This window comes from Shewanella sp. DC2-4, from assembly GCF_013248875.1.
Lineage (GTDB): Bacteria > Pseudomonadota > Gammaproteobacteria > Enterobacterales > Shewanellaceae > Shewanella > Shewanella oncorhynchi.
The window spans coordinates 38,346-64,643 of record NZ_JABRVR010000002.1 but is presented as its reverse complement, the minus strand read 5'-3'; the positions used below and the strand labels follow the sequence as shown (position 1 = coordinate 64,643).

Sequence of the window (26,298 nt, the reverse complement as noted above, 5' to 3'; positions counted from 1 at the left end):
CAGCAAAAACGGCATAAGCGAAAGGTTAGATAAGGTCGCTAAATCAAACTTGGCGACCTTATCTTGATTTAAACACTGGCCCCATTTTCTAACTGTTCATCTTCTTGTTTTACCAGTTTATGCTCACCTTCGTTACAACCTATTTTCCAATAGCTCGAGGTATAAAAATGGCTCTTAAGCAATGAATGCGCTTGCTTAAAGTATCTTCTTAGCGCGCGCATGCTATTAAATTCACAGGCAATCCATACGGCGGGCTCGCCAGCAAGCCAAGGTAATTGGGCAATTCGCTCGACCAAAGGACGGCCTTCGGGATCGGCTTCAGGATTGATCACCCAACGCAACTCGACATGTTCAGGATGCACTAAAGGTTGAATATCTGCTTCACTTAGCACTTCTATCACAGCGTAACCCACGGCATTGTTTGGTAATTTTGCCAGATTCACGCTAATTGCGGGTAAGGCTGTCATATCACCTGCGAGTAAAAACCAATCCGCCTCAAAGTTGATCAGTTTTTTAAGTCCGGGTCCGCCAATTTGAATGAGTTCGCCCACCTGCACCGTTTTCGCCCAACTCGATGCGGGGCCGTCAGTATCGTGCAGCACAAAATCCACATCGATTTCATCATCGCGTTGCTGGCGGATAGTGTAAGTTCGCATTAATGGACGCTCACCCGCTTGTGGGAATAACAACTTGATATAGGCACTCTCTTGATCGACAGGAAATCCAGCCAATCCCGCACCGCCTAAGGTGATGCGTAACATATGCGGAGTGATATAAGTCGCGCGGATCACTTCTAGCTCACGTGGTGCAGGTTTATTCATTATGATTTTCTCCTATGGCGTGTTCTTCCGTTAAGCGCAACTCAATGGCTCCGTTTCCAGCCGTATCTTTTGGCTTACTAGATGGTCTTTTTTGAGTAAGGCAATCAGTTTCACTTTTGGCGGCAGCGGCATCATCCACACTTTTACTGATCCTATTGGCAAGTTTAATAAAAGTATCAACTTCGTCTGAACTGAGCGCCTGCGTCATGCGCGCCACGGTTTTACGTTCTGATGCATTGATCTGAGTCATGATCTTTTCCCCCTCAGCCGTGGGTCGCAGTAACTGGCTGCGGCCATCCTTAGGGTTATCGATTTTAGTGATCAACCCGCTCTGCTGTAGCTCATTAAGAACACGGGTAATTTGTGCTTTATCCCGCTGCATACGCAGGGCGATAGACTGGGCTGTCGATTCAGGATTGCGACACACGCCCTTCAAGGCTCGGATATGAGTGACAGGTAAATCAATCTCTTGTGCAGCAATATCACTACGCAATTGCTTTTTGTAGGCATGCACTAATCTGTGCAAAGTTTCACTGAGTGACAATGACGACATAGAAGGCTCTCGATATAGTTGACTGTATCAACAATATCGAGATTAGTTGATTGTGTCAACTAAGTAACCCTGTACTGAGTGTGCGGCAATGTGCAAATAATCAGAAAATGATTAAGCACTGGCTTTCCAGTGACGCGCCATAAACTCATCCTTGAGGGCTCGACCGTAACATCCCTGTCACGAACGGTCCCTTACATGCCAGTGCTTAATCTCATCAACTCCCGCGCATATTAACGATCTAATTTAGCCATTAGCATTATGCAATTTACGTTTCAGGAAACTGCGCCGCCATCACAAACTCGTTATGTTGATAATGTGGCATCATCAAGATGGCTTGAATCAGTTCTTAAGGAATTTGATTCATTTTAGGGTAAAAAAATGCCCTCCAATACCCGATAACAGGGCTTAAGGGCATGTTTTGGCGGTGTGATGAATCAGTCTGGGGTTGAGTGATTCACTGACATGAACCAGAAAACTTAGTGAATCAATCCGCCAGCTCTTGCGATCCCTACAATACCAATCAAAATCCAAAAACCATTGAGTAACGTGTAAGCGGCATCTTTGCGTAAAGCGGCACACCATGTTAGCAAAACAGCATCTATCGTGTTGAAAATCCAAACAAACATAAAAGGACTTTCAGGGCCAAGCCAACTGACAAGTGAGAAACTAAATATGCGCATTAGAACACCAACCATTTCAAAGGTCCGCATGTTTGCGTTCAAGAATGCATTAAATTTTTTATAAGACAATTTATTACTACTCTTTTATTTATAAGCAAATTCTTATCATGTAGAACGACATATAAGAACGACTGTTACCAACGCAACCCCTTTGACACGGGTAAATTGCGTGAAATTTTAGTATGTAAACCAGACGAGGTAAATCTGATTCACGGATTTTAACGAGGCAAACATGTATACGCAGGTCTTACCTAGATTAATCACCAAGTTTACATCTCAATATTTTGATTTTTATCCACAAAAAAATCAAAATATTGAATAAACAACAAAACATAGACAGGCTTAATCTGCGATATTGTGCGCTTCTGGGATAAGTAATTTATTTATAATGTCGACTCACTAGAACATGTTAAATATTAAACATAAGAATAGGATAGAAGGTATCACCATCAGCACACTCACTGCCGAATATACCCAACCCAATGTTTAAAATAGTGAAAGATTGCGATACCAATAAAATTGGCGACGATACTAAATCGAGTGAACCAACTTAACGAGCTATCTATTATTACACTTTGAAGAAAGCTCAATGACAAACGACCCGACATAGGCGCAGCTCGGAAACTTGAAATAATCAATGTATTTATTGCTTTATGGATAATAACAACTGACTCACCAGCTCAAAACATTGCACGAATGACTAACCGTCAACCTGAAACGCTGCTAAATTACAGTCCTACACTCGCACGATTAAGGAAGCTGCATGCTCAATCCTGAACACAGTTACTGGCATGACACGCTTAAAGCCATTCGTCGCTGCGGTAGAAAACTCATTGAATTTGAACTGTTATTCACCTTAGTGTCGGCGGGTATTATCGTCCCGTCTTTTGGTTGGTTACTGCGCCATCTGATTGCCAAAACGGGCAATGTCACCATCACCAATTACGACTTAATCGCCTTTGCCATGTCTCCCTATGGCTTGCTGTTTATGGTCATTACTCTATTCAGCAGCTTTACCGTGTTTTTTACCCAACGTGCTGGAGTCACGATTCTCGCAGCATCTGGCTTATACGATATTCCCATTGGCCCAGTGCGGGCGCTGATTTTCGCAACTGCGCGCTTACCCGTATTTATTCGCCTTGGTAGCATTTATGCGGCTTGCTTATTGCTGCTCAGCGTACCTTTTATCGGGTTAGGATATCTGATTTTCAGCGTGTTTCTACAGGGACACGACATCAATTACTACTTGTATTTCAAGCCTATAGACTGGTATCTCGCCTTAACGAGTATGGCGTTCTTAGCGATAATCTATGTCCTTGTTGCCTTATATCTGTGGGCCAAAGCGGCCTTTTCACTGACGATTATTGTGAGTGAAACGACCGATGCTTTGACGGCACTCAAACGTAGTTGGCAATTAAGCGCAGGCAATGAACACCCGATTATGTGGCACGCTGCGGGTTGGTGGTTGAGGATAGGTGCTTTGGTGTATCCCTTAATGCTGCTGATCTCCTGGGGTGCCGATAGCTTACTCGATAGGGTTACGCTGACACTTTCGACAGAATTAGCCATATTGGCCCTCGTCTCCGCACTGATTTTTATGCTCAGCGCGGCATGGTCCTTACTCGGAATGTTTGGAGAAGCCTTTATCATATTGCTGTTATACCGCCAACTGGGAGAAAAACCCGCAGTGTTAGAACGCCTTGGGCGACAAACGGTAAAAAGAACGTCTGAACTGTCGATTTATACGATAAGCGGGGTGTTGATCGGCACTTTTTTAATCATGTTGGGGTTAGGGGTATATGCCCTCAATAGTGAACCACAAAGGGATGACATCCTGATTACTGCCCACCGTGCTGGCGCTGCTAGGGCACCAGAAAATACCCTTGCGGCTTTGCGTTTAGCGATTGCAGAAAAGGCGGATTATGCCGAAATCGATGTGCAAACGGCATCCGATGGCACCTTAATGGTATTGCACGATGCTGATTTAATGCGCATAGCGGGCGATCCAAGGCGAGTTGCTAACCTCAGTGCGAGTGAAATACAACAGCTTGATGCAGGGAGTTGGCACAGTGCCGCCTTTGCAGGTGAATCCGTACCAACACTACTAGAGATGCTTAATGAGGCACGCAACAAAATCGGTTTGAACATTGAGCTTAAATATAATCAAGCCGATCCCAGCTTAGCGCAGGCCGTTGTCGCCTTATTGCAACAAGAGAAAATGACACAACAAGTGGTGATTACATCGCTCGAAGCAAGAGCCATTGAAGAAGTTCAACGACTCGACCCTTCCATTCACACTGGCCTTATCGTCACTCAATCCATTGGCGATCCCATTAAGGCGAATACACAATTCTTAGCGGTCAATCAATCGATTACTAACGAAAAGTTTATCGCCCGTGCACACAAAGGAGGTAAGCAAGTGCATGTATGGACTGTTAATAATCCACGGCAAATGCTGCGCATGTTGGCGCTGGGAGCCGATGTACTCATTACCGACTATCCGCAGGAAGCAGTGGAAATCCGAGAACAGTGGCTCGCGTTATCCCCTGTTGAACAAACGGCACTGCGCCTACGCTATGTTCTGTAAATTCTGCTTATTTACTAGGCCTCGCCTCGAAGCGCTTAGCTCTGCGTTGGAGCAACCAAAAGAGGCTGAGCACCCCAAATGAAGCGGCTAAAGTGGTCAGCGTGAGTGCAAGAAATCCGGCCACCCAAGTTAAAACAACATCATTCACTCGGAGTTTAGATTCAAGCAACGACAAGTCATTAAGTCGCAAATAAACCGACAAGGTATAGTTCAAGTGGATGATGGCTAAATAGTGCTATTTAACTGAAAAATAGTGATTTTTAGTCAGAGTCACACAGCCCATTGTTTGGTTGGCGGTGTAGAAAGGTAAAGCCAATGACTAAGTTTGAAGTCAGCCACTTTGAGGTACTGGCAACAAAGCGCAAAGTGTCATCGTCACTTTTCTAAGTGTTCGCAATGATTATCTGAATCTGGGGTAAATTCTTGCAAGGTTTCAACAGGGCCATGAAACAACTTGCCAAGCTCAGCGATGGTCATAGTTTTTAGCCGAAAAAGCATCATTACCCCATACTCTTTATCTACAAAAGAGTGCACGCCAAACGACACGACTGCAGTAATAATAGAAATGGGGGATATTAAAAAGCAGTTCGACACTCATCTGAGTTCTTCTTGGGCGCGGCATAGCAAGTCCTCCACATCAAGACTTTTGTTGAGTCGAGGATCCTAAATAATGCGATTTAAGCTGAGTAGCTCGATTTTCGGCGCGGACACAGTCAGATAACTGCGCACACATAAAAAACCCCGCAACAAAGGCGGGGTCAACAATAGAAAGCTGCCAGCGACTAAAACTGTAATTTGCCAGCAGTTAACAAGATCAAAAATGCCACTGAATACCGACAGCGGTCAGATTACTGACTTGTGGTGATGTCTGATAGCTACCATAACTAAGCTGAACGGACCATTGTTCTGACAAGGTCCAGCTTAGACCCGCGGTGTAGGCAGCTTGCCAATTTTGCTGCGAGCGTGATTCAGCAGCAGTATCAAATAACTGCTGCCGCTGCATTAAATACCAGCCACCAGCAGTGCCAAACACGGACACCGGGCCAGCCAGAGGATAAGACAAGCGCACCGCCAATGTTGGACCATAACCTGAACCGCTGACCAGTCGTGCAACATCAGGCAACTCAGTCTGTTGCAACACACCAGGCAGGCGCACCGTTAACTCACCAGCATCCAACCAACCGCCTTCCAGCGCCAGGTATGTATTTAACTGATAGCCCCCATGCAGTTGCCAGGCCAGCCGCTGCTCCTGCTCCGCGCTGAATTGCTGACCTTGTAACTGAAAACGGCTGTCGGTATCCATCTGACCAACAGTCGCACGCAGATATATCTTATCCAGCGCCATGGGCTCTGCGACCACAGGTGCAGAACCCGCCACTAGCAACAGCAGTCCTACCCGACGCCGCAGCACCAATGCCAACAAACCTACCAAAGACCACCAGCCGGTGCTGCCACCCGCAGTGTTATAGACTTTATCGGTCCGTACTACCTGCGCCAGTACTCCTGGATCAACAATGACACCATTGGCTTTACCATCAGCATCATTTGGACCGCCATCTTCAATAATAAGCCGCACACATTCATCCTTCGCAGTTAAACCCGGTGTCCACACCACATCTGACACCAACGGACAACGGCCTTCACTATTTTTGCCTGCACTAAACAACTGATTACGGCTGTTTTGCACAAAATCAAACCAGCGGCCATTGTGATGTTTACGCCAGACACTTTCAGTATTGATCTGACGGCCTTGCGGCAACGGGATCACAACAGGCACACTTTCACCCTGATTATTCAGGTTTCGGATCTCAAAATCGACCAACTGGCTTTGTTGCTGGTAGCCTTGATCAGGTAAAGCGCCGTCATTCAACGCCACGCCAAACTGGCCACTGGCCCAGGAACTGGCCTCACTTTGTTGACCCAGCGTCAGTTGATATTGCGCCGGAATTTCCAAATAACTAACGCCTGCTTCGGCCGGGGTACAGCTACTGACTCGGCCATTCTGGTCCTGTTCAACTTTTGGACAAAGCGGTAACCGGCCAGGCTGGGCAGTGAATAAATTCGCTGCCGCTGGCAAACCGCTCTGGTCAAGCTCGCTGCCACAATGATCATGCGCGCAACCAGCCACCACCAACAACACCAGATCCGTTTCCAGAGTTTGATTATTGTCAGTCGCTTGCAGCTTAAACTGATAACGGCCTTGTAACTTGGCAGGATCCAGCATCATCACATCAGCTTCCACCACAGCAGCGACAGCTAACTCGCCTAACTCCCAGCGATAATCCAGCACTTTGTCGTGACTATTGCCAGCCTGCAACCTGATCAAACCAGCTTCCTGCCTGACGGCATAACCAGATAAACCGTCCTGTTCTATGCTGACCTGCAACGCAGCAGTGCTGGCCATAGCACCAGTCTGCAGTTGATGGATCGCCGGAGTGCCCAAAACCGCATTGCCTGAACTGACTGCGGTCAGCTTGATCGTGGCATTATTACTGGTTTGTTCCGATAATTGATAACTGCGACGCCGCTCGTCCTGCAGATCAATCAACAGCTTCTCTTCGCTAAGCTGAACGCCTTCAGCGCTAAACTCTACCGTCACCGGATAGCTGATCGCTTCATCACTGAGCCAAATACTGATTTTGGCTGCCGTTTGCTGTGCAACCTGTTGTGAGGCGGCAGTAAAAGCAACAAATGGATGCACTTCCAGCGTCAGTATCTGAATTTGCTGGCTTTGTTCATCCTGCAACTGCAACTGATAACGACCGGTTTGCTGACTGCTAAAGATAAATTCAGTGGCGGAAACCGCCTTGAAGAGAGTGCTGACTTGTTCTGGCGATAGCTGCTGCAGCTGGTTCGCTCGCAACACCTCACCACCCAACCAGCGGAACTGGCCACTGCCTCCGCTGACAGTTACCGCAACAGACTGATTGGCAGTGACCAGATTCGTCTGGACGGCTGCTTGCACCGCAAAAGCAGCGAAACTTTGCAATTCGACTATACAATCTGCCGTAATGGCGGCAGTGTGGATGGTTTGTTGTCGCAGCACAGCACCGCAACCATGCACTTGCAGATAAAGCGCCGGATCGGTTTGCGTCAAACTAAACACCGCAGATTGGCCATGGGGAATTGCTTGTTGCGCTGGGCTGATCGTCACCCCTGCGACCGTATTGACACTGACCTGATACAGACGATCTTTATACTGGGCCTTTACCGTTAAGGCGGCAGTGATTTTGCTAAAGTCCGCATCCCAGCCAGTGAAGGTATAACCTTCCCGCTCTGGTGCCGTTGGTGCAGTCGCAGCCCGGCCATGAGTAATTTGCTGGGTCGATAACACCTGACCTTCGGCATCGACAAAGCTTACGACATACACATTCTGGCTGTATTGCGCTGTCACTGTTAAAGCTGATGTCACTTTAGCAAAACTGACATCCCAACCGGTGAAAGTATACCCTTCCCGCGCTGGCACAGCTGGCGCTGTTGCCGACTGACCATGAGTAATTTGCTGGGTCGATAACGACTGACCTTCGGCATCGACAAAGCTTACGACATACACATTCTGACTGTATTGCGCTGTCACTGTTAAAGCTGAAGTGATATTAGCAAAACTGACATCCCAACCGGTGAAAGTATACCCTTCCCGCGCTGGCACAGCTGGCGCTGTTGCCGACTGACCATGAGTAATTTGCTGGGTCGATAACGACTGACCTTCGGCATCGACAAAGCTTACGACATACACATTCTGACTGTATTGCGCTGTCACTGTTAAAGCTGAAGTGATATTAGCAAAACTGACATCCCAACCGGTGAAGGTATACCCTTCCCGCGCTGGCACAGCTGGTGCTGTCGCCGCTTGACCATGAGTAATTTGCTGGGTCGATAATGGCTGACCTTCAGCATCAACAAAGCTTACGACATACACACTCTGGCTGTATTGCGCCGTCACGGTTAAAGCTGAAGTGATATTAGCAAAACTGACATCCCAACCAGTGAAGGTATACCCTTCCCGCGTCGGCACAGCTGGCGCTGTCGCCGCTTGGCCATGAATGATTTTCTGGGTCGATAATAACTGACCTTCGGCATCAACAAAGCTTACGACATAAACATTCTGGCTGTATTGCGCCGTCACTGTTAAAGCTGAAGTGATATTAGCAAAACTGACATCCCAACCGGTGAAAGTATACCCTTCCCGCGCTGGCACAGCTGGCGCTGTTGCCGCTCGGCCATGAGTAATTTGCTGGGTTGATAACAACTGACCTTCAGCATCAACAAAGCTGACGACATACACATTCTGGCTGTATTGCGCCGTCACTGTTAAAGCTGAAGTGATATTAGCAAAACTGACATCCCAACCGTTGAAGGTATACCCTTCCCGCGTCGGCACAGCTGGCGCTATCGCCGCTTGACCATGAATGATTTGCTGGATCGATAATGGCTTGCCATCGGCATCGATAAAACTAACCTGGTAAGCAGGAGCAGTCACCTGAATAGAAAATGGCGCCAATGACGCACTCAATAAACCATCACTGACGCTGATTTTTATAGTGCTATAGTCACCAACTGCATCAAAACCAGGATTACCAGATAGACTGCCAGTGGCTGTATCAAAGGTTGCCCATGCTGGTTTATTGACAATTGAAAATGTAAGTTTATCTCCCTGAGCATCGAATGCTGTTGGGGTAAAACTATACAAACTGCCTGCAGACACCGCTGTTGCTGGCTTACCTGAAATAGTCGGCGCTGTATTGACTGGTTTAAAAATAATACCAAAACCTTTTAAATAAACTTCGGCGCCCTGATTAAACTTAATCGATAATTCGCCTGTATACCCATGGGCAGCGTCCAAACTCAGTCCATTAGTCCCGGGCTCAATCGTAAAATTTTCATGAAAAATTTCAGTATTATCTTTGTCCAGAGAGGTAACAGTAGCAACGAGCGGCTTATTTGCTTTGTTAACTAACATAATATTTTTCGGGGTAAATGTGGCCCTGAGATTTCTGATGAGAAATCCAGTTGTATTGAACGCATTTGAATGACTCACCAACCCTTCTTCATTGATTGCACAATAACCGCCTGGTCCCGATAGCGCCAAAATTAAAACCCCGCCGCCCGGGATCGAAGGATAAAAACCGCTGGAACAGTAACCGTTTACGGCGGCCGGACCTTGAAAAAGGTAACTATCAGGCAACAGCATGATTAATTTACTGTCTTTGCCAATGTTGTAATCAGCTAAAGTGTAAACGTCGTTTGCCATTTTAGTTTGCTTAAAAAACAAAGCATAACTGTCAGACGGATAACCTTCTTTATCTTCAATTTTAGCTTTCACATTTTCAGTTGTGTCAGACCCTTCCACATCTAGCGTAATAGTTTTGCCAGCCGGCGTTTCAACAAAAATTTGCATCGCCCAGCCGGGCCATGCGGTCAGGGCAATACACAAAATAGCTAACTGCAAGAGGCGAATCATATCTGCTCCATAGCAAAGTAATAATCAGTGGTGAGTCATTCACCAGAATAAAAAATCGCCGGATGCTAACATGTTGGTTCCAATTTCTGAACAAAAAGGCCAGATGCTGTGTAACGTCATGTAACAGCTGTCGATGATGTAGCAATCGGGAAAGTAGAAAAGTAACGGCAGCGCTGATTTGTTATTAAACCCGCAATAGGTACGAAAGTTACCCTATGATTCCTCACTAAACAGGGTAAAATAGCTAGGTTGTAGTAGTCAGAGATGCCGATTGAAGGCATTCCAGGTGTGGTAATGTTGGATCCGCTCGCGCATTCGTTAGCTTCGGTCATGGTGACTTTGGCCTGTGCTTTATTTATCTGGCCGTTATATCTGCTGAATAAAGATTTTGCTGGCCCGAAACAGTGGGCGATTGGCAATAGCCTGCTGCCGCTAGGGTTGTTATTACTCAGTACTCAAAGCAAGACACCGGTTTGGCTGGGAGTGGTGTTAGCCAACCATATTTTGCTGGCCGCAGTGTTAGCCATTTTATGGGGCACCCGCTTATTCTTCGGCTACCAGCGCAACAAAAGCTTGTTAACCGTACTCACGCTCAGCTTTAGCCTGACTTTTTTGTATTTCACCTATATCACGCCTTATACCGATGGCCGCATTATCCTGGTCAGTCTGATGTTTTCCCTTTGTAGCTTGCTGAGTATCCGGGTGCTGAGAGCCAAGCAAAAAACAGGGTTTTCGTTAGGAGTCAAACTGTTTCAGGCGGTCCTGATGTTATTAATCATGCTGATGAGCTATCGTATTGCATATATCCTGTTGGTCGGTGACTTAGGCGGCATCTTTCGCCTCAACCTGTTAAATGTGGCGGTGGCGGCTTTATCATATTTTGTGGTCTATGGTTTGACACTGAGTTATTTTCTGCTCTGTTCCGAACGACGCATTCAGATGTTGGATACTTTACAACAGCAAAGCAAAGCCGAAGCCGCGTTAAAAAGCCGCTTTCTGGCGTCATTGAGCCACGAATTACGCACCCCGTTAAATGCCATTGTCGGCAAAGCACAACTGATGAAATTGCGGCAACAGGATCAGCAATTACAGCAGGACTGCAGCATTATTATTGACGCAGGCATGGCATTATCGACGATGGCGCAACAAGTGCTGGAGCATGCCAGTCTGGAGCATGGTCAGGTGCAAATCCAATCAAAGGACACCTTATTAATTCCCTGGTTGCACAGTATCGTCGACAGTATGCAGCCACTGGCGCAATCACGGCAATTACACTTGAGTTTGCAAACAGAACAGCTGAGTTCGCAGCAAATCTATAGTTTTGATCAGGGCAAAGTACGGCAGGTGCTAATCAATTTGCTGGGGAATGCCATTAAATATACTGATCATGGCTTTGTCCGGCTGCAGGTGCAACTGACGGATCAGACCGGACCACAACACAGCATCCACTTTGCGGTCGAAGACAGTGGTATTGGCATCAACCCTGACGACCAGCGCGATATTCTAACGCCTTTTATCCGGGCTTCGCAGCAGGAACTGCGGGAAGGTACTGGCCTGGGTTTATCTTTATGTCAAAAAGCACTGCAGTTATTGGGGGCGGAATTAAAATTTACCAGCCAGCCCAGTGTTGGCAGCTGTTTTTACTTTCAGTTGCCGCTGACACCGATCAGCGCTTCGGATTCCATAGCGACAGTCGCCAGCAGTACCATACCACCTCTGCATATTTTGCTGGTAGAAGATGTTGAATTAAATCAGCAGATCATTAAAGCACTGCTACAACACGATGGTCATCTGGTTTTGGTGGCCGCCACTGCGGCAGAAGCGCTTGGTCTCTGTCAGCAACACAGCTTTGAGCTGATATTGCTAGATATGAATCTGCCAGACAGTGATGGCCTGAGTTTGTTCCGTCAGTTGCAACAACAGCTGGCTGGCCCCCTGCTAAGCACACTGCCACCTGTGCTGGCATTAACCGCCGATACCAGCCGGCAATTGCAGCAGGATTGTTTGGCTGCAGGCATTAAACAAGTGCTGACTAAGCCGGTAGAGCTGGCACAGTTACAACAAAGTATTCGTCAATTGTTGCCCTGGCCGTTAATAGCCAACAGCCTGACCTTTCAAAGTTTCGCCTGTTATTTACCGGCGCAACTGGTGCAACAAAAATTAGCCGGGCTGGCTGCCGAATTACAGCAGCAGATCAGCCAGTGGCCCAGTTTGCATGGCGCTGAACTGCAGGCCAATCTGCATCAATTGCGTGGTATGGCAGCTACTTTGGGATTGGAATTGCTGGCGGAGCGGCTGGCAGCACTAGAAACCCAGCTCAGTCGAGTGTCCGCATCACAACAGCCATTAAGTCAGCTTGCCAGCCGCAGTGCGCAGTTGCTACGGCAAAAAATCGAAGGAGTGCGGCATGACTGAACAAATCCGGGTGTTGTTGGTTGAAGACGACGAATGGCTTGGGTTGGCGCTCAGTGCCTTCCTGCAACAACAAGGTTTCCAGGTCAGCCTGGCACATTCGCTGGCTGCCGCCATGTCCATGTTGTCACAACCAGATTTACGACTGCTGATCGCCGATGTGCAATTACCGGATGGTTGTGGTATTGAACTGTGCCGCCAGCTATGCAAACCCCACATCGGTAAAATTTTGATCTCGTCCAACGCGTCGGAACAAAGCCGGGTGCAAGGGCTGGGCGCTGGTGCTGATGACTACATTTGCAAGCCGGTATTTCCGCAGGAGTTATTGCTTCGCATCCAGGGTTTATTGCGTCGCTTGCCGCCGCACGCTGTGACTGTACCCGATCTGCGGTTTTTACAGTTCCGGCTTAATCTGGAAAATCGTCAGCTGTGCTATCAACAGCATGCACTGCAATTGAGTGAAAACGAGCAACAGTTGCTGATTAAACTGATTGCCCATCAGGGAAAAATTATCAGCCGAACAGAATTAGCGCTGGCATTGGGTGAAACAGATACTTATCTGGCAGGCCGGGCACTGGATATTGCCATCAGCCGGTTGCGGAAAAAGTTAGTGCAGCTGAGTGGTCAAGCGGAAGAACTGCTGGTGACTTACCGTAATCAGGGCTACTTATTAGTGCAGGAATGGCCGGAAGCAGGCATCAAAGAAGGAACAGCACGCTAAACCAGTCGTGCTGCTACGATAGCGCTTAAATCAGCTTATTTTTTGATTTTGACCGGTCTTTGCCAACCGCTGATATGCTGTTGTTTGGTCCGTGCGACCACCAATTCGTCGGCAGCGACGTCATGTGTCACCACAGAGCCAGCGCCACCAGTGAACTGTTGGAACCAAAAAACACACCATCTTCAATCGTGGTCTGGAATTTGTTGGCGCCATCGTAGTTACAGGTGATAGTGCCAACACCGACATTCACTTTACTGCCGATCACCGCATCCCCCAGATAAGTCAGATGATTGGCTTTAGAACCTTGGCCTAACACGGTTTTTTTCAGTTCAACAAAGTTACCGACATGGCTGGATGGGCAGTAGCGATTTCAACGCCATCCCGATGTGCCATCGCAATAATATCGGTTAGATAAAACTCACCCTAGGCATTGTTATTTTGCAAATTCGCCAGCCAATGTTTCAGCTGTTTGCCCGGCACCGCCATAATGCAAAATTATATCGACACCGCACCTTATATGTACAACATTGTCGATGGTCAAAAAGTACCAGCTTCCCCAACAGAAGCCACACATAGAGATTATTCCAGTAAAAATATTGGCATGCTCTATTCGAGCGGTATCGAAGCAGAATTAACCTATCAATACAACAGTCTTGATCTATTTGCTAATTACAGCAAAGTGAAAATGGATGTCGAGGGCATGCTCAACTTTTACCTTGGCACTATTGAAGATATTCGCCAGCCCTATAACAGTGCTCCACAAGATAAAATCAATCTTGGGATCAGCTGGCAGCTGATCTCAGCATTACGACTGCCATGGATATGACCCGTCTTCCGGAGGCTCAGCTCAAAAGAGGAATGGATGCAGAAGGCTATCAACTTCACAGCGTATATCTCACATATCAAGCCCCTTGGTTAGCGAGCCTAGAACTCAGGATGAGACTTACTCGGTTTGGCCTGATGATGAAGAAAAAACCTTACCGGGACGTAACTACAAACTGGCCCTCAGCTATCAATTCTAGAACATACATCAACGAACACTCTCTATTGACTAAATTGTAAATTCACAAAATCAAGGCCATTGAAAACAACTTTAATGGCCTTATTTTTTGGTCTTCTCAATTTTTTAGCTCAACCTCGCCTCGGAGCGCTTAGCTCTGCGTTGAAGCAACCAAAAGAGGCTTAACACCCCAAATGAAGCGGCTAAAGTGGTCAGCGTTAGTGCAAAACCTTTGAATGAAAACAGGTTTAAAGTAAAACCATCTAATACCAGTACCGCCAAGCCAAGGGGCATTTGGATAAGCACAGCGGTAAACCAATCGAAGGGAAGTTTAGGAAAGATCCTGTGGTAAGCATAAAGCACTAAACCTGCAAGCAATATCAGCAAACTCGCATCATGAGCCGCCAACAAAAGATACTCCACACTGTTATGCGAGATGTGAGGCACCGCACTCAACATGTCCAACATATAACCCGCGCTGGCGACCAATGAGAAGCTGATAAAACTCAATAAGGCTAATAGGATACCAAAGCCAAGTGCGGGTAAATATTTCATGTAAGGTCTCTCTATTCGCAGGTGAAATATGCTGTCTCGTCTCCCGAAAACCACAGCATGCAAGGTATAAAGGAGTAAAGAGACATTAACTACAATAGCAGCCTAAATTTCCCTTAGCTATTAAGACCATAGTCTTATGTCTACCACAAACTTGTGCGCAATAAACGAGATGAAATCCAGTATCAAGTTAGTGTTTTCTCGGATAATCAGTGGATAAGCTTTTAAAATTACTAGATTAATCAAATTTCAATCTTATCGCTTAGTGATATCACCCACAATTTGCCCATGTGTTTGGGTGAAATAGACTAGCCAATTTCACCAATAACGCTTAGGATCGGAGTTGCATTTTTTAGCCAACATATTGTGGAGTATCAAAACATTATGGGTATCAGAGCCATAGTCGTAGACACAGCAGGCACCACGACAGACCTAAACTTTATCCAAGATGTACTATTCCCCTATTCTGTCAAAGCCTTGCCAGACTTTTTAGAACAGAACCAACACAATGTATTGGTTGAAAACTGTATTTGTGACACTAAAGATATCGCCCTAGAGCCCGAGGCTGACTTAGCGCGTGTAACTGAGATCCTGCAACAGTGGGTCAACGAAGACCGTAAAGCTACGCCACTTAAAACCTTACAAGGGTTAATTTGGAAACAAGGCTATGCCCACGGTGAATTTAAGGGCCATATCTTCCCGGACTTTATTGAAGCGGTGAAACGTTTTAGCGCACAAAACCTGCGTATTTACAGCTTTTCATCCGGCTCTGTCGACGCGCAAAAACTGTTGTTCGGCCACAGTGACGGCGGCGATTTAACTGAAATGTTTAACGGCCATTTCGACACCCGCACGGGCAACAAATTAGATAAGCAGGCTTACTGCAATATCCTCAACACTATCAGTTTAAGCCCCAAACAAGTACTGTTTGTGTCTGATGTTATTGAAGAATTAAAAGCTGCCGACGCTGCGGGCATGATGACCTGCCAAATGGTTCGCGACAGCAAGCAACGCACTGGCGAGTTCCGCAAAATCAGCAGCTTCGATGAGCTGCTGATTGAATAATGCGATTATTGAATAACGTGATGGTTGTTGAATAACACGATAGCCGACTCAGTCAGCTCAAGCTGATTTAGCCTATAAAACGAAAGCGACCTTGTGGTCGCTTTTTTATTAATTGACTCAATTACCCTTCACCGCCAGCGGAAACGCAGCCGAGATACATTTTTCCACCTCAAAACGATAACCATAATCCGCATTCTTATCGGGTGTGATCAACAAAATCTCGTAATCATTTAATTCAATCACATTCGACTCGGCAGGCTTTTTACAACGCGAGCGGCCATTGGCTTCAAGTGAAAATGCGAACGTAGCTAGCCATTGCCGCACTAAGTACTGATATTGAGTTCGCACCGAGGCGTAGGCCTTTTTGCGATCTTCCTCTTCCAGCTCGTCGTCATCATTACTATTCTCAGCCTTGCTCGATTTATCGCTTTCAGAGTCAAGAGCAGTCTGAGTTAGCTCTACAATCGGTACCGTCAGCACATCGGTCGCATCCGGCAACCGTCCCGATTTAGGCTCGCGAGGCGCATGCTTAGCGGCTTCTTGGGGAGAGGTAATAAAGTTGCCAAACGAGGTTTCAATGCGAGTCTCTAAATCAATTAACAGGCTCAAGTGATACAAAACCACAGTCGCTAGCACGATACGGATCAAAAAAGTCGTTTTACGGAATGAAGTATGCGAGGTAAGCCGTAACGATTTGACACCTAAAGGTTTAAGCAAAAAGATCAATATTAAATAGATAGGAATAATCAACTGTAATGCCAGCAGCACGATCGCGCTTACCATCAAAAACCAAGCGGGCATATAGAGTAAAATCGCTAAGTTATGGGTGTAATTGAGATCGCTTGCTGAGACCCCAACCACTTCGTTGACTATCGCGCCAGACCAGCCCAAAGCAAAGTTGGCAATCATCGCATAAAACAGCAACAACACAGCTTTGCCCGCCAAACTGTGCCAAACCCGCTCGAACACAGGCCAAAACTCGATGGCCATAGCGATTACGGCAATCACAGCGACCAACCCCATTAACTCGCTACTAAAAGCCAAGATCAAAGCAATAAGATACAGCTTTTGCGCAAAGGATAACTTAGCAACCCCTAGGATAAGACAGCGCCAGAACTTGCCCAAACCTAAACGGATGTCACTCAGTGATGGTAAGCTGAGCTTTCGCAAGTACTGGCGAGCAGATTCAATGTAACCGATTAAATTCATTATTCTTTTACATTCCATTGAAATAGTAAGACGGGCAACATTTGCCACTGTAATGTGCAAAGCACAGTGTTGGCAACTGTGCCACTCAATCTCGGTATATTGGTCACTTTGGCTATCTCTAGCCAAAGTCGAACGTTCTGTTTAGAGTCGAATGAAAGCTCTGCAACACCCCATCGCCCGTTTAAATCCAACTAAAATGAACTTGAGAGAGGAAATCAAAGCGGCCTTATGGTCACTTTTGCAAATCGATAAACCTGACTCAGGACTAACTAAACGACGCTTAACTCCCGCTCAGAAAATACGGTTTTAGCGACAAACATGCCATTAAGTGCAGCAGGAAAGCCAGCATAAACCGACATTTGCAATATCACCTCAACAATTTCCTGCGGCGTACAACCCACATTCAATGCGCCATTAATATGTACGTTTAACTGTGGCTGGCAATGCCCTAGCGCCGTGAGTGCGGCAACTGTCGCTAGCTCCCGCGTCTTAAGGTCGAGCCCTTCACGCTGATAAATATCCCCAAAAGGATATTCAATAATGTACTTGCCTAAGTCAGGGCAAATATCGGCAAGACTGCGGATGACTTTCTCCCCCGCCTCACCGTCGATTTCAGTCAGTTTAGCGAGGCCCTGCACATATCTTTGATTACTCATTTTTAGCTCCTGTTGGATTAAATCACAGCAAGCAGCCTAAACCTTAGAGTTAACTCTAAGTCAATGGTTCATTGATGGATGACACAGGCAATGCGGATCAGTAAAACTAACCCTCTGTTTAACTCGCCGACTAGAGGCACAAGCAAGCAAATAGAAAAGTAAATAATATTAGCTTTTTAGCATTTAACCACAAATGTTAGCGACTGAGCTTAGCCACTAAAAATGAGTTTGGTAATAGTGAATTTTTTGCTTAAGAGCAGCCAAATGCTCCTGCTCTTGGCGAATACGCTCAGCCAATTGTGTTGCATGTTGCTCGAGCAACTGCTGTCGCTGGCCAGCGGTTGCATCGCCTTGGACACGCAGCTCGGCATAGGTCAATATCTGCTTTAACGGCATGCCCGTTTCTTTTAAGCGATTGATAAACCCAATCCATTCCGCTTCTTTCGCAGCATAATCACGATGCCCGCTGCCATTTCGAACGACAGACTGCAGTAGGCCAATTTTCTCGTAATATCTGAGCGTATGCGCCGACAGCCCTGTGAGTGCAGCAAACTGACCTATATTCATAATCTAACGATCCGCAGGATGATTAACGCCATCATTCGTGGGCACATTTTCGAGATCGAATGGGTTAACCCCTTCGAGGCAACCAATGTTGTAACCATACTCATGGGGATTGGAACGCCGCTGGTGATGGGTGTAAATACCGCAGATAGAGCAGAAGTAGTGTTTGGCAGTTTTGGTATTGAATTCATAGAGTTTCAGCATATCCTCACCCTTGAGGATCTTAATCCCCGCCAGCGGCACAGAGCCAACCATTGCGCCCTTACGACGACAGATAGAGCAATCGCAACGGCGTGGATTTTCGATGCCATTAGGCAATGACAACTCCAATACCACGGCACCGCAATGGCAAGACGCTCTGTGTTTTGGCTGAATAAGAGTATTGCCCACTTGTTTAATCACACCCCACTCCTTGTTTCGCTAGATTCTATAAACCTAAATTCCCCAGCCGCTGCACCAACGCCCGCCATTGTTGCAATTGCGGCTCCTTAGCACACATCACTGGCCCCAACATATTGGACTTAGCCCGCTTAAAACCACTAAAAACTAAGGTGGCGGTATCAAGCTGTTTCAGCGCGGGAGCGCCTTGAAACCACTTGTAATACCAAGGCGGCGTGTCCATAGTCATGATAATTCGCGAAGTTTTATGGCGCAGCAACTTAGCGGGTATCAATTTACCTTTCTCATATTGAAATGCAAATCCAGATAAAAATGTCCTATCGATTAAGCCTTTAAACTTAGCAGGAATACCGCCCCACCAAATCGGTGTGATAATCACCACATGCTCCGCCCACTGGATATTCGCTTGAAACGCTAGCAAATCGGCTTCGAGTGGCTGAGGTTGACGATAACCATAGATCAGATTCGGGTCAAAATTCAGCTCAGCTAGTTTGACGATTCTCACTGAGTGTTTATCTGCCGCCGCTTTGGCATAGGTTTCAGCCAGATGCTCACAAAAACTCTGCGCCTTAGGATTACCACAGATCACTAAAATCTTTTTTGCCACGATGAAACGCCATAACAGTCAATGTGGCAAATAGCATAAACTCTGCCCCTAAGGGGAGAGTCAAGACCTAAGGTAACAGCTGCGATTCACAGGAGGTGAGCCCATCAATACAGGCATCTAACTGAGTGACTTTATGTTCTAACTCACTTATCTGGCGTAAAAAATCTGCTTTTATACCCAACAAAAAAGCCTGCACTGTGGCTAACTGAGCATGCTTATCGCCTTGTTCGAGTAAATCTTTTAGTTGGACAAGCTTAATACCGAGGGCTTTGGCCTCTTTGATCAGCAACAATAGCCTAATATCCGCCGCACTATAAATGCGATAACGCCCCTGACGTGCGGGAGTGTCGATAAGCCCCCACTCCTCATACAAGCGAATCGCTTTTATCGACAGCCCTGTTTGCTTTGCCGCTTGTCCAATATACATAGCTCAACCTACCCCTTTAAAGACATTACTCATATCTGCATTGCTTGCCATTATCAGCCACAGTATCAGCTTAGGCCAAGACTTGTCGCAGCAATCTTATGCTGCTAGTCTGGCCGCTTAAACGAGCGTTTTAACTTGGGATATTTATCATGGGATTTAAACAACAGTTGCAAGAAGGTGTACAAGAACAGGCAATGGAAAAGTTTCTCGCACAGCACCCCATAGTCACAGAAATCCCCGTTGCATGGGGCGAAATGGATGCCCTACAACACGTAAATAATGTGGTGTATTTCCGCTATTTTGAAACGGCACGTATCGACTTTTTCAATCGCCTCTTCCCGCTAGATACCCTGTATAAATCCGGCATTGGCCCCGTAATCAGCGAAAATCAGGCTCGCTATAAACGCCCAGTGACTTTCCCCGATACTTTATTGGTAAGTGTCAGTATTAGCGATATTCACAGCGATAGATTTACCATGCATTATCAGGCTTTTAGTAAACAGCAGCAGGCAGTAACGACGTTAGGTACTTCAGTCGCGGTGATGTTTAACTTTAAAACGGGCAAAAAAGCCGAGTTACCGGCAGAACTGCTGGCGATTCTCAAACAGCACGAAGTCGCTTAAGCTATTCAAATCGATAACGAATTGCCAGCACACTTTAGGCCATACCTTGAGGGAAGCATGTATGTCAGATAACGAAAATATCGAGATCGCCATTGAACATCAACAGGATAGACAGCGTTTTATTATCCCTGTCGACGGCTATGAAGCCGTATTGGAATACCGATTATCAGGCAAGGATATCGATTTCAGCCGCACCTTTGTCCCCAACGAGCTGCGCGGTAAAGGCCTTGCCGAACGCTTAGTGCGCCACGGCTTAAAGTGGGCCAAAGGCCAAGACTTTACTATCAAAGCCAGCTGCTGGTATGTACAGAAGTTTTTGAAAAACTAAATCCAATAAACAGGGTAATGGCGCTTGGGATCGGTGGAGAGGTTATTGACCACCAGCGCGACCAGTAAGAGTAATACTGAGCCGAGGAACACTGGCATTAACGCGTAAAGAAAGCCGAGTTGATGCACGTTTTCACCGCCAATCACGGCAATCAATGCCGTTGCGCCGCCTGGAGGATGAAGAGTGCGAGTCAGGTACATGAATGCGATAGACAGGGATACCGCTAAGGCGCTCGCCAGCACCACATAATCGCCACACACTTGGTACACTGCGACCCCAATTAAGGCCGATAACACACTGCCACCAATCAAGTTACGCGGCTGAGAAAACTCCGCCAGCGGTGCACCGTACACTAGCACAGCCGACGCGCCGAACGAGCCAATGACAAACATAGTGTCGACGAGGTTTTCACTCATATAATTTGCGAGACTCGCGACCAAGTAAATGCCACAGAAAGCCCCAATCCATGACCACACAATCTTTTTAAGTGGCTGTCTTGGTGGACAAATGTCCTTCGATCGCATGCGGGTAAAATAGAATCTCATGGTTAATCCGAACCGATAAAAATTAAGCGATACAGACAAGTGATCTGCATCACAGTTAGCGGGCCGACAAATTAACCCTTCAGCAGCGCAATTGCAATTACGCTGACCGAAAGAGTAAGCAGACTAAGCACTTTCACCATTCAGATTAGCGAGCATTTCGCGGATATCTTCAGGAATCGGGCGGCTTTTTTCACTGCTGTAATCGTAATGTACGAGTGTGGTTTTCACTTCGGCGGTCTTGTTGCCCGCTTGCCAACAGGTTTGGGTCAGCTCGAAGCTGCTATTACCGATACGGCTGACATAGGTTTTTACTGTGACACTCTTGCCATAGTAAGTCGGCGCGATAAATGCCACGGTAAACCCCGCGACGATTAAGTTCCACTGATGTAAATCCAGCTCAGGATTAAAAATCTCAAAGATTGGCGTGCGCGCCGCTTCACACCATACGGGGATAACAGTGTTGTTGATATGACCTAGGCCGTCGGTTTCAGTAAATCTTGGATTGATTTCGAGACTGTATTCTGTGGCTGACATGCAAACTTCCTTTTTATTATTTTATGAATGGAAGAGCGTGGTGATTATCGCAATGAAACCACACCACCAAACTCATCCATTATCCTAAGCCAAACAGGTTCTAGCCACTAGCCCAAACCAGCATTTTAAAACTGGCAACTCGCCGTTTCTGGGGTTTGCTTGCCGTTAGCATCGTACTTTTTAAGGCATCCAGCCTTACCCATATCATACATTTTCTCGTATTCTAACTTGCCATTTTTATAAGACTTATACACCCCATGAGTTTTTGGGTTCTCTAAGTGATAAATCTTACGGCCCTTAGTAATATGTGAGTAATCGGCAAAACCCGGCTCTTCGGAATAGATAACACCGTTAATGTAGCGCTTGTGGATCACATGCTGTTCATCGATACGCAGCATTTCATTCGCGATCTTGCCATTCATGTCGTAACACACTTTATCCACGGCATAATTGCTATCGAGGTCTTCAATACAACTCACGGCACCATTATCAAAGTACTCCCGCTGTATACCGCAGCGCGCAATGGCGTTATCCCAGTAGTAAGGTTCACCGTTCCACATTTCGCCTTCTTGCTGGCAGTAGTTCCACAGGCTTCTTAATTGCCCATTAGGATAGAAACTATAATGGGGGCCAGAGACACGGTTATTCACTTGGTGACCATATCGGGAGAGTGAGTAACCACCATCAGTGGAATAACTGATACTTGGGCCGTATTCCTTACCCGCTTTGTACGTTTTTAAATTTAATAAACGGCCATTTGAATCAAACTGATATTCTTTATCTACAGCGCCATTGGTGTAATAAGCCAATTTATACAGGGAGCCGCTGCTATGATACTCGCGTTGCTCACCGTGTTTTATCGATGAAATTGCTTCATTTTTGCCATTAATCACCCCTTCACAATCATCTGAGTAGGGATTCTCACGCATAATACATTCATCGTGCGAAGGCTTAAGCGTCACCGCTTCATTGAACTTATAACTCGTTAGTTCAGTCAGCTCACCGTTCTGGGGATTAAAGCGCATTTGCTGACCATCCAACTCTCCTTGGCGGTAGTTAGCGATATCCACCACGACATTCGGACTTGAATACCAAATACTCTGACCATTAAGGCGACCCTGCTCATAATGACGGGTATTAAACATCAGATTATTTTTGTCGAATGATTTAGACTCTCCTTGACGTAAGCCATTGACATAGTTCACTTCGGTACGAGTCCCATCTTCGGCTTTAAATACCCAAGGGCCAGTGCGTTTTCCTGCAAGATAGGCGCCTTCACCTACTTGATCACGGAAATGTCCGCTCGTCACTTTATCGACCCAAGCGCCTTGCTTCACACCCTTTTGATATTGGCCTTTGCTGCCATCAGCCTCAAGCCACTCGCCATCTTTTACGCCATTAAGATAAATACCTTTTGCCACTAATCGCTTATCGCCTTCTGCACTGGAGTCATAATCGGGCTCATAGACTTCGTAGGGGCCGTCGAGCACATCCTGATTGTAATGGGCAAAACCAAAGTTATCGGCCTCATCGAACATCGACTGTGCAATCCATTTACCTTGCTTTTTACCGTCAAGATATTCGCCTTCCCAATAAATGGCTTGGTTCTCTGTCTCCATCCACTTACCGACTTTTTTGCCCTGTTTGTAGTTACCAGAGTAAACCACGCTACCATTGCGACCATCGTAGGCCGCATACGGGCCATCAAGCACGCCTTGGGCATAATGACTTTCACTGGCAAGCCCTGCCCAAGTGCTCCCCATGCCCATACTCATAAAATCGTAGGATGGGCCAGTTTTAGGGATCACGGCACCACCACTTTTAAGCCAATCAAAGTCATCGGCCTCAAAGGCCACGCTCACCAATACAAAACTGCCGTCTTCTTCGCTATAACCACTGCGATCAAAGGTGGTCACAAGGCTATATTGATGCTCATTACCTTGGGCATCTTTATCTTTACGAGTCAGTGGATAACGTAATTTATATTCGACGGCGGTCTTCACATCGACGGGTGAACCTTCGGAATTACGATAACCCACTAAGGTCGGCTTGAGCTTAGTAGAACCATCGACAATCGCTTTAATGGCGGGATCTTCAATCGCGTCAACATCATAGGTCATACGGTATTGTTGCGGCGGAATTTGGCTTAGTACTTTACGAACGCTACCCACGGTAAACGAGGTTAAGGTTGGTGCCACGTCATCGAGCACAACCTGTAGACGGGGGAGTTTTGTGAGATCATCCCCTTCAAAACCATAGCCCCGTAAATGCTGACCATCGGCATCTTTAAGCATGACAACCACTTCTTTGGTGCCACCTTTATCAAAATCGAGGTAAAAAACCGCAACCACTTCAGCAGAACCATAATCATCAAGACGCACGCCGGGCGCATCGCCATAGAGCATTTCGCCCCACACTTTATGATCTTTTTGATAGAAATTGAGCCATTGCCCGTTAGGCAAGTCCACTGGGCCATGGACGATTTTGTCGTAATCCTCAGCGTCAGCTGCAGGAATGACAGTTAAAGAAGATAACAACACCGCACTCGCTGCAGTGAATAAACTACGAATCGAAAGTTCCATTTAACTACACCTTTTATACCGACGCCTCGCGCCTCATGCGCACCAGTAAACGGGGCGAATTTTAAGCGAAGAAAAGCACTTCAGGAAGTAGTAGATAAAAAAAAGGCCGCTTCTGCGGCCTTTAGCAACAACAAGTTAACAATTAGTTGTTGTACATAGCATTTATTTCATGGGCATATTTATGGTAAATCATCTTGCGGCGCAGCTTGAGCGTTGGGGTGATTAAACCCGCTTCCATCGAAAACGCTTCAGGCAACAGAGTGAACTTTTTAATCTGTTCAAAACCGGCCAACTCATGCTGTAACTGCTTTAAGCGTTGCTCAAAATGCTCAACCACATGACTATGGCGCAGCAATTCTAAAGGTGACTCATACTTCAGCCCTTTGTCCTTCGCCCACGCTTCCAGTGACTCAAACGCTGGCACAATCAAAGCGGTCACATAATTACGCGCATCGGCAATAATCGCCACTTGCTCGATAAAAGGACAACAGCCAACGGCGCCCTCAACCCTTTGCGGCGCGATATATTTACCGTTGGAGGTCTTCATCAATTCTTTAATACGATCGGTAATAAATAAATTGCCGTTCGCATCGAAACGCCCTGCATCACCGGTTTTTAACCAACCATCTTCAAACGCAGCGGCGGTATCTTCAGGACGATTGTAATAGCCCCGCATCACAGTCGCGCCGCGGACTAAAATCTCATCGTCCTTACCTAGCTTAATTTCGGTTTCCAGCAAAGGTTGTCCATTGGAACCCGGCACTCGATTACCTAAGGTATTGCAGGTCACAGTCGCGTTAGTTTCTGTCATACCGTACCCACAAAGTACTGGAATATTAATCGCATGGAAGAAACTACCGACATTCACATCTAAGGCTGCGCCACCGCAAGGCATAAACTTCAAACGGCCACCGAGCACGGCTTGCAGCTTGCTATACACCAGCTTGTGCGCCAAACGCCATTGCAGCGACAACCACAATCCGCCCTTAGCACGACCTTGGCCGACTTCGAACTGACGTTGGCCAACGCGCATCGCCCATGCAAACAACTTCTTACGACCGTCGGCTGATTTGGCAACTTTATCTTGTACGGCGCTATACACTTTTTCGAGGAAACGCGGCACCACACACAAGGTATGTGGACGCACGGCGCTAATCGCCTCTTTCACTCTTTGGGTATTTTGCAGATAGACGTTATGGCCGCCACGGCACAAGACGTAGAAACTCCAACTGCGCTCAAACACATGGCTCAAGGGCAAAAATGCCAAAGACACATCGCCAGAATGGAAGGCCAGTTTTTGATCGTGCTGGCGTATGGTAGACGCCATATTACGGTAATCCAGCATCACGCCCTTAGGATCGCCCGTCGTGCCGGAGGTATAAATTAAGGTCAGTAAATCATCAAGATTTGCAGCGTGTAAACGCTGATTAAGCTCGGCTTCTTGCTCAATGTTTAACTGAGTGTCACCCGCCAGTAGGGTATCTAGATGCCAATGCTGATTGGCCTTATCGGCAGCGAGTGTCACGCTGGCATCGAATACAATCACATGCTCTAGGCTTGGGCATAAGGCTTGCAACTCACACGCCATGGCGTATTGCTTAGCATCGTCAACAAAAATCACTTTAGCGGTGGCGTCGTTTACGATAAAGCTCGCCTGTTCGACGGTACTGGTGGGATAAATTGGCACCACAACGGCGCGAGTTTTGAGAGTGCCGACATCGGCACAAGTCCACTGCGGGCAGTTTTGCGCCAGAATAACGCAACGGTCTTGCACTTGTACGCCAAGTTCGATCAACACTTGTGCAATTTTACTGCTGATTTGGTCGAAGGCTTGCCAACTCACCTGATACCAAGGAGCGGCCATTTCAAAACCTTCCAGCGCTACTGCGTCTTTTAAAGACTCGCTCTGCTGCTGTAGTAGTCGAATAACATGATATTGATCGAGAGACATAAGAGACTCACCTTTTTAGCT

General features: G+C 46.7%; 23 protein-coding genes and 1 pseudogene. 7 read left to right on the top strand and 17 right to left on the bottom strand.

The genetic code is table 11. The features are described 5' to 3' along the window. Nucleotides 1–68 precede the first annotated feature (68 nt). From HQQ92_RS00775 to HQQ92_RS00765, 3 genes are all read right to left on the bottom strand, one after another. Entirely contained in the window at nucleotides 69–821 is a 753-nt protein-coding gene (locus HQQ92_RS00775) for a siderophore-interacting protein (protein ID WP_173242513.1), read from the bottom strand. After that, complete coding sequence (locus HQQ92_RS00770; RefSeq protein ID WP_173242511.1) at nucleotides 814–1,374, bottom strand: MarR family winged helix-turn-helix transcriptional regulator; 561 nt, start codon at nucleotides 1,372–1,374, stop codon at nucleotides 814–816. The genes HQQ92_RS00775 and HQQ92_RS00770 overlap by 8 nt, the downstream gene beginning before the upstream one ends. A gap of 476 nt (nucleotides 1,375–1,850) precedes the next feature. Beyond that, on the bottom strand, nucleotides 1,851–2,123 hold the full coding sequence (locus tag HQQ92_RS00765; protein ID WP_014610083.1) for a hypothetical protein: 273 nt from the start codon (nucleotides 2,121–2,123) through the stop codon (nucleotides 1,851–1,853). A gap of 694 nt (nucleotides 2,124–2,817) precedes the next feature. Between HQQ92_RS00765 and HQQ92_RS00760 the strand changes: the two genes are divergently transcribed. Continuing rightward, complete coding sequence (locus tag HQQ92_RS00760; RefSeq protein WP_173242509.1) at nucleotides 2,818–4,641, top strand: glycerophosphodiester phosphodiesterase; 1,824 nt, start codon at nucleotides 2,818–2,820, stop codon at nucleotides 4,639–4,641. Nucleotides 4,642–5,016: 375 nt separating this feature from the next. Here HQQ92_RS00760 and HQQ92_RS23845 read toward each other — a convergent pair whose 3' ends face one another. Further along, nucleotides 5,017–5,142, bottom strand: a complete 126-nt coding sequence (locus HQQ92_RS23845) for a hypothetical protein (protein WP_276572377.1) — start codon at nucleotides 5,140–5,142, stop codon at nucleotides 5,017–5,019. A gap of 313 nt (nucleotides 5,143–5,455) precedes the next feature. After that, nucleotides 5,456–10,102, bottom strand: a complete 4,647-nt coding sequence (locus tag HQQ92_RS00755) for an InlB B-repeat-containing protein (protein WP_173242507.1) — start codon at nucleotides 10,100–10,102, stop codon at nucleotides 5,456–5,458. A 294-nt stretch (nucleotides 10,103–10,396) separates the two neighbouring features. Between HQQ92_RS00755 and HQQ92_RS00750 the strand changes: the two genes are divergently transcribed. Beyond that, nucleotides 10,397–12,517: an ATP-binding protein gene (locus HQQ92_RS00750; protein WP_173242505.1), complete on the top strand. Its 2,121-nt coding sequence runs from the start codon at nucleotides 10,397–10,399 to the stop codon at nucleotides 12,515–12,517. Continuing rightward, complete coding sequence (locus HQQ92_RS00745; RefSeq protein WP_173242503.1) at nucleotides 12,510–13,235, top strand: response regulator transcription factor; 726 nt, start codon at nucleotides 12,510–12,512, stop codon at nucleotides 13,233–13,235. The genes HQQ92_RS00750 and HQQ92_RS00745 overlap by 8 nt, the downstream gene beginning before the upstream one ends. Before the next feature lie 35 nt (nucleotides 13,236–13,270). On the opposite strand, the pseudogene glmU reads toward HQQ92_RS00745, so the two are convergent. Beyond that, nucleotides 13,271–13,587: pseudogene (glmU, locus tag HQQ92_RS00740) on the bottom strand (bifunctional UDP-N-acetylglucosamine diphosphorylase/glucosamine-1-phosphate N-acetyltransferase GlmU); the annotation flags it as partial. 135 nt (nucleotides 13,588–13,722) lie between these two features. Between glmU and HQQ92_RS23655 the strand changes: the two are divergent. After that, nucleotides 13,723–14,061 carry a TonB-dependent receptor domain-containing protein gene (locus HQQ92_RS23655; RefSeq protein ID WP_309247071.1) on the top strand — a complete coding sequence of 113 codons (339 nt, stop codon included), beginning with the start codon at nucleotides 13,723–13,725 and terminating at the stop codon, nucleotides 14,059–14,061. Nucleotides 14,062–14,361: 300 nt separating this feature from the next. Here HQQ92_RS23655 and HQQ92_RS00730 read toward each other — a convergent pair whose 3' ends face one another. Beyond that, nucleotides 14,362–14,790, bottom strand: a complete 429-nt coding sequence (locus HQQ92_RS00730) for a hypothetical protein (RefSeq protein ID WP_173242501.1) — start codon at nucleotides 14,788–14,790, stop codon at nucleotides 14,362–14,364. Nucleotides 14,791–15,171: 381 nt separating this feature from the next. On the opposite strand from HQQ92_RS00730, the gene mtnC reads away from it, so the two are divergent. Then, nucleotides 15,172–15,852, top strand: a complete 681-nt coding sequence (gene mtnC / locus HQQ92_RS00725; protein WP_105253037.1) for an acireductone synthase — start codon at nucleotides 15,172–15,174, stop codon at nucleotides 15,850–15,852. Nucleotides 15,853–15,969: 117 nt separating this feature from the next. On the opposite strand, the gene HQQ92_RS00720 is transcribed toward mtnC, so the two are convergent. From HQQ92_RS00720 to HQQ92_RS00695, 6 genes are all read right to left on the bottom strand, one after another. Beyond that, on the bottom strand, nucleotides 15,970–17,061 hold the full coding sequence (locus HQQ92_RS00720; RefSeq protein WP_173242499.1) for a hypothetical protein: 1,092 nt from the start codon (nucleotides 17,059–17,061) through the stop codon (nucleotides 15,970–15,972). Between the two features lie 269 nt (nucleotides 17,062–17,330). Beyond that, nucleotides 17,331–17,717, bottom strand: coding sequence for a carboxymuconolactone decarboxylase family protein (locus tag HQQ92_RS00715; protein WP_105250934.1), 387 nt, complete (start codon nucleotides 17,715–17,717; stop codon nucleotides 17,331–17,333). A gap of 216 nt (nucleotides 17,718–17,933) precedes the next feature. Further along, complete coding sequence (locus HQQ92_RS00710) at nucleotides 17,934–18,284, bottom strand: MerR family transcriptional regulator (RefSeq protein WP_113941230.1); 351 nt, start codon at nucleotides 18,282–18,284, stop codon at nucleotides 17,934–17,936. A gap of 3 nt (nucleotides 18,285–18,287) precedes the next feature. Continuing rightward, nucleotides 18,288–18,683, bottom strand: coding sequence for a GFA family protein (locus tag HQQ92_RS00705; protein ID WP_113941229.1), 396 nt, complete (start codon nucleotides 18,681–18,683; stop codon nucleotides 18,288–18,290). 25 nt (nucleotides 18,684–18,708) lie between these two features. After that, the gene (locus HQQ92_RS00700; RefSeq protein ID WP_173242497.1) at nucleotides 18,709–19,287 is read right to left on the bottom strand and encodes an NAD(P)H-dependent oxidoreductase; all 579 of its coding nucleotides are present in this window, start codon (nucleotides 19,285–19,287) and stop codon (nucleotides 18,709–18,711) included. Nucleotides 19,288–19,354: 67 nt separating this feature from the next. Continuing rightward, nucleotides 19,355–19,714, bottom strand: a complete 360-nt coding sequence (locus HQQ92_RS00695) for a MerR family transcriptional regulator (protein WP_105250930.1) — start codon at nucleotides 19,712–19,714, stop codon at nucleotides 19,355–19,357. Between the two features lie 194 nt (nucleotides 19,715–19,908). On the opposite strand from HQQ92_RS00695, the gene HQQ92_RS00690 reads away from it, so the two are divergent. Both HQQ92_RS00690 and HQQ92_RS00685 read left to right on the top strand, forming a co-directional pair. Further along, nucleotides 19,909–20,337 carry a thioesterase family protein gene (locus HQQ92_RS00690; protein WP_173248526.1) on the top strand — a complete coding sequence of 143 codons (429 nt, stop codon included), beginning with the start codon at nucleotides 19,909–19,911 and terminating at the stop codon, nucleotides 20,335–20,337. Between the two features lie 61 nt (nucleotides 20,338–20,398). Then, nucleotides 20,399–20,665, top strand: a complete 267-nt coding sequence (locus tag HQQ92_RS00685) for a GNAT family N-acetyltransferase (protein WP_173242495.1) — start codon at nucleotides 20,399–20,401, stop codon at nucleotides 20,663–20,665. Here HQQ92_RS00685 and HQQ92_RS00680 read toward each other — a convergent pair. The 4 genes from HQQ92_RS00680 to HQQ92_RS00665 all read right to left on the bottom strand — a co-directional run bounded on the left by HQQ92_RS00680 (nucleotide 20,662) and on the right by HQQ92_RS00665 (nucleotide 26,277). Then, the gene (locus HQQ92_RS00680) at nucleotides 20,662–21,210 is read right to left on the bottom strand and encodes an HPP family protein (protein WP_105250927.1); all 549 of its coding nucleotides are present in this window, start codon (nucleotides 21,208–21,210) and stop codon (nucleotides 20,662–20,664) included. The genes HQQ92_RS00685 and HQQ92_RS00680 overlap by 4 nt on opposite strands. A gap of 123 nt (nucleotides 21,211–21,333) precedes the next feature. Next, nucleotides 21,334–21,744 (bottom strand): thioesterase family protein, encoded by a 411-nt coding sequence (locus tag HQQ92_RS00675; RefSeq protein WP_168826862.1) that lies wholly within the window; start codon nucleotides 21,742–21,744, stop codon nucleotides 21,334–21,336. A 125-nt stretch (nucleotides 21,745–21,869) separates the two neighbouring features. Further along, a complete protein-coding gene (locus HQQ92_RS00670; RefSeq protein ID WP_173242492.1) occupies nucleotides 21,870–24,326 on the bottom strand; it encodes a toxin-antitoxin system YwqK family antitoxin in 2,457 nt (818 codons plus the stop codon). A gap of 142 nt (nucleotides 24,327–24,468) precedes the next feature. After that, entirely contained in the window at nucleotides 24,469–26,277 is a 1,809-nt protein-coding gene (locus tag HQQ92_RS00665) for a long-chain fatty acid--CoA ligase (protein WP_173242490.1), read from the bottom strand. Nucleotides 26,278–26,298: the final 21 nt, after the last annotated feature.

Excerpts from the sequence above, each read along its gene's own strand:
- HQQ92_RS00715 (WP_105250934.1), bottom strand. The coding sequence starts at position 17,717 with ATGAGTAATCAAAGATATGTGCAGGGCCTCGCTAAACTGACTGAAATC.
- HQQ92_RS00760 (WP_173242509.1), top strand. The coding sequence starts at position 2,818 with ATGCTCAATCCTGAACACAGTTACTGGCATGACACGCTTAAAGCCATT.
- HQQ92_RS00670 (WP_173242492.1), bottom strand. The coding sequence starts at position 24,326 with ATGGAACTTTCGATTCGTAGTTTATTCACTGCAGCGAGTGCGGTGTTG.
- HQQ92_RS00775 (WP_173242513.1), bottom strand. The coding sequence starts at position 821 with ATGAATAAACCTGCACCACGTGAGCTAGAAGTGATCCGCGCGACTTAT.
- HQQ92_RS23845 (WP_276572377.1), bottom strand. The coding sequence starts at position 5,142 with ATGATGCTTTTTCGGCTAAAAACTATGACCATCGCTGAGCTTGGCAAG.
- HQQ92_RS00720 (WP_173242499.1), bottom strand. The coding sequence starts at position 17,061 with ATGAATTTAATCGGTTACATTGAATCTGCTCGCCAGTACTTGCGAAAG.
- HQQ92_RS23655 (WP_309247071.1), top strand. The coding sequence starts at position 13,723 with ATGCAAAATTATATCGACACCGCACCTTATATGTACAACATTGTCGAT.
- HQQ92_RS00745 (WP_173242503.1), top strand. The coding sequence starts at position 12,510 with ATGACTGAACAAATCCGGGTGTTGTTGGTTGAAGACGACGAATGGCTT.
- HQQ92_RS00680 (WP_105250927.1), bottom strand. The coding sequence starts at position 21,210 with ATGAGATTCTATTTTACCCGCATGCGATCGAAGGACATTTGTCCACCA.
- HQQ92_RS00665 (WP_173242490.1), bottom strand. The coding sequence starts at position 26,277 with ATGTCTCTCGATCAATATCATGTTATTCGACTACTACAGCAGCAGAGC.
- HQQ92_RS00750 (WP_173242505.1), top strand. The coding sequence starts at position 10,397 with ATGTTGGATCCGCTCGCGCATTCGTTAGCTTCGGTCATGGTGACTTTG.
- HQQ92_RS00755 (WP_173242507.1), bottom strand. The coding sequence starts at position 10,102 with ATGATTCGCCTCTTGCAGTTAGCTATTTTGTGTATTGCCCTGACCGCA.
- HQQ92_RS00685 (WP_173242495.1), top strand. The coding sequence starts at position 20,399 with ATGTCAGATAACGAAAATATCGAGATCGCCATTGAACATCAACAGGAT.
- HQQ92_RS00675 (WP_168826862.1), bottom strand. The coding sequence starts at position 21,744 with ATGTCAGCCACAGAATACAGTCTCGAAATCAATCCAAGATTTACTGAA.
- HQQ92_RS00690 (WP_173248526.1), top strand. The coding sequence starts at position 19,909 with ATGGAAAAGTTTCTCGCACAGCACCCCATAGTCACAGAAATCCCCGTT.
- HQQ92_RS00770 (WP_173242511.1), bottom strand. The coding sequence starts at position 1,374 with ATGTCGTCATTGTCACTCAGTGAAACTTTGCACAGATTAGTGCATGCC.
- mtnC (WP_105253037.1), top strand. The coding sequence starts at position 15,172 with ATGGGTATCAGAGCCATAGTCGTAGACACAGCAGGCACCACGACAGAC.
- HQQ92_RS00710 (WP_113941230.1), bottom strand. The coding sequence starts at position 18,284 with ATGAATATAGGTCAGTTTGCTGCACTCACAGGGCTGTCGGCGCATACG.
- HQQ92_RS00695 (WP_105250930.1), bottom strand. The coding sequence starts at position 19,714 with ATGTATATTGGACAAGCGGCAAAGCAAACAGGGCTGTCGATAAAAGCG.
- HQQ92_RS00730 (WP_173242501.1), bottom strand. The coding sequence starts at position 14,790 with ATGAAATATTTACCCGCACTTGGCTTTGGTATCCTATTAGCCTTATTG.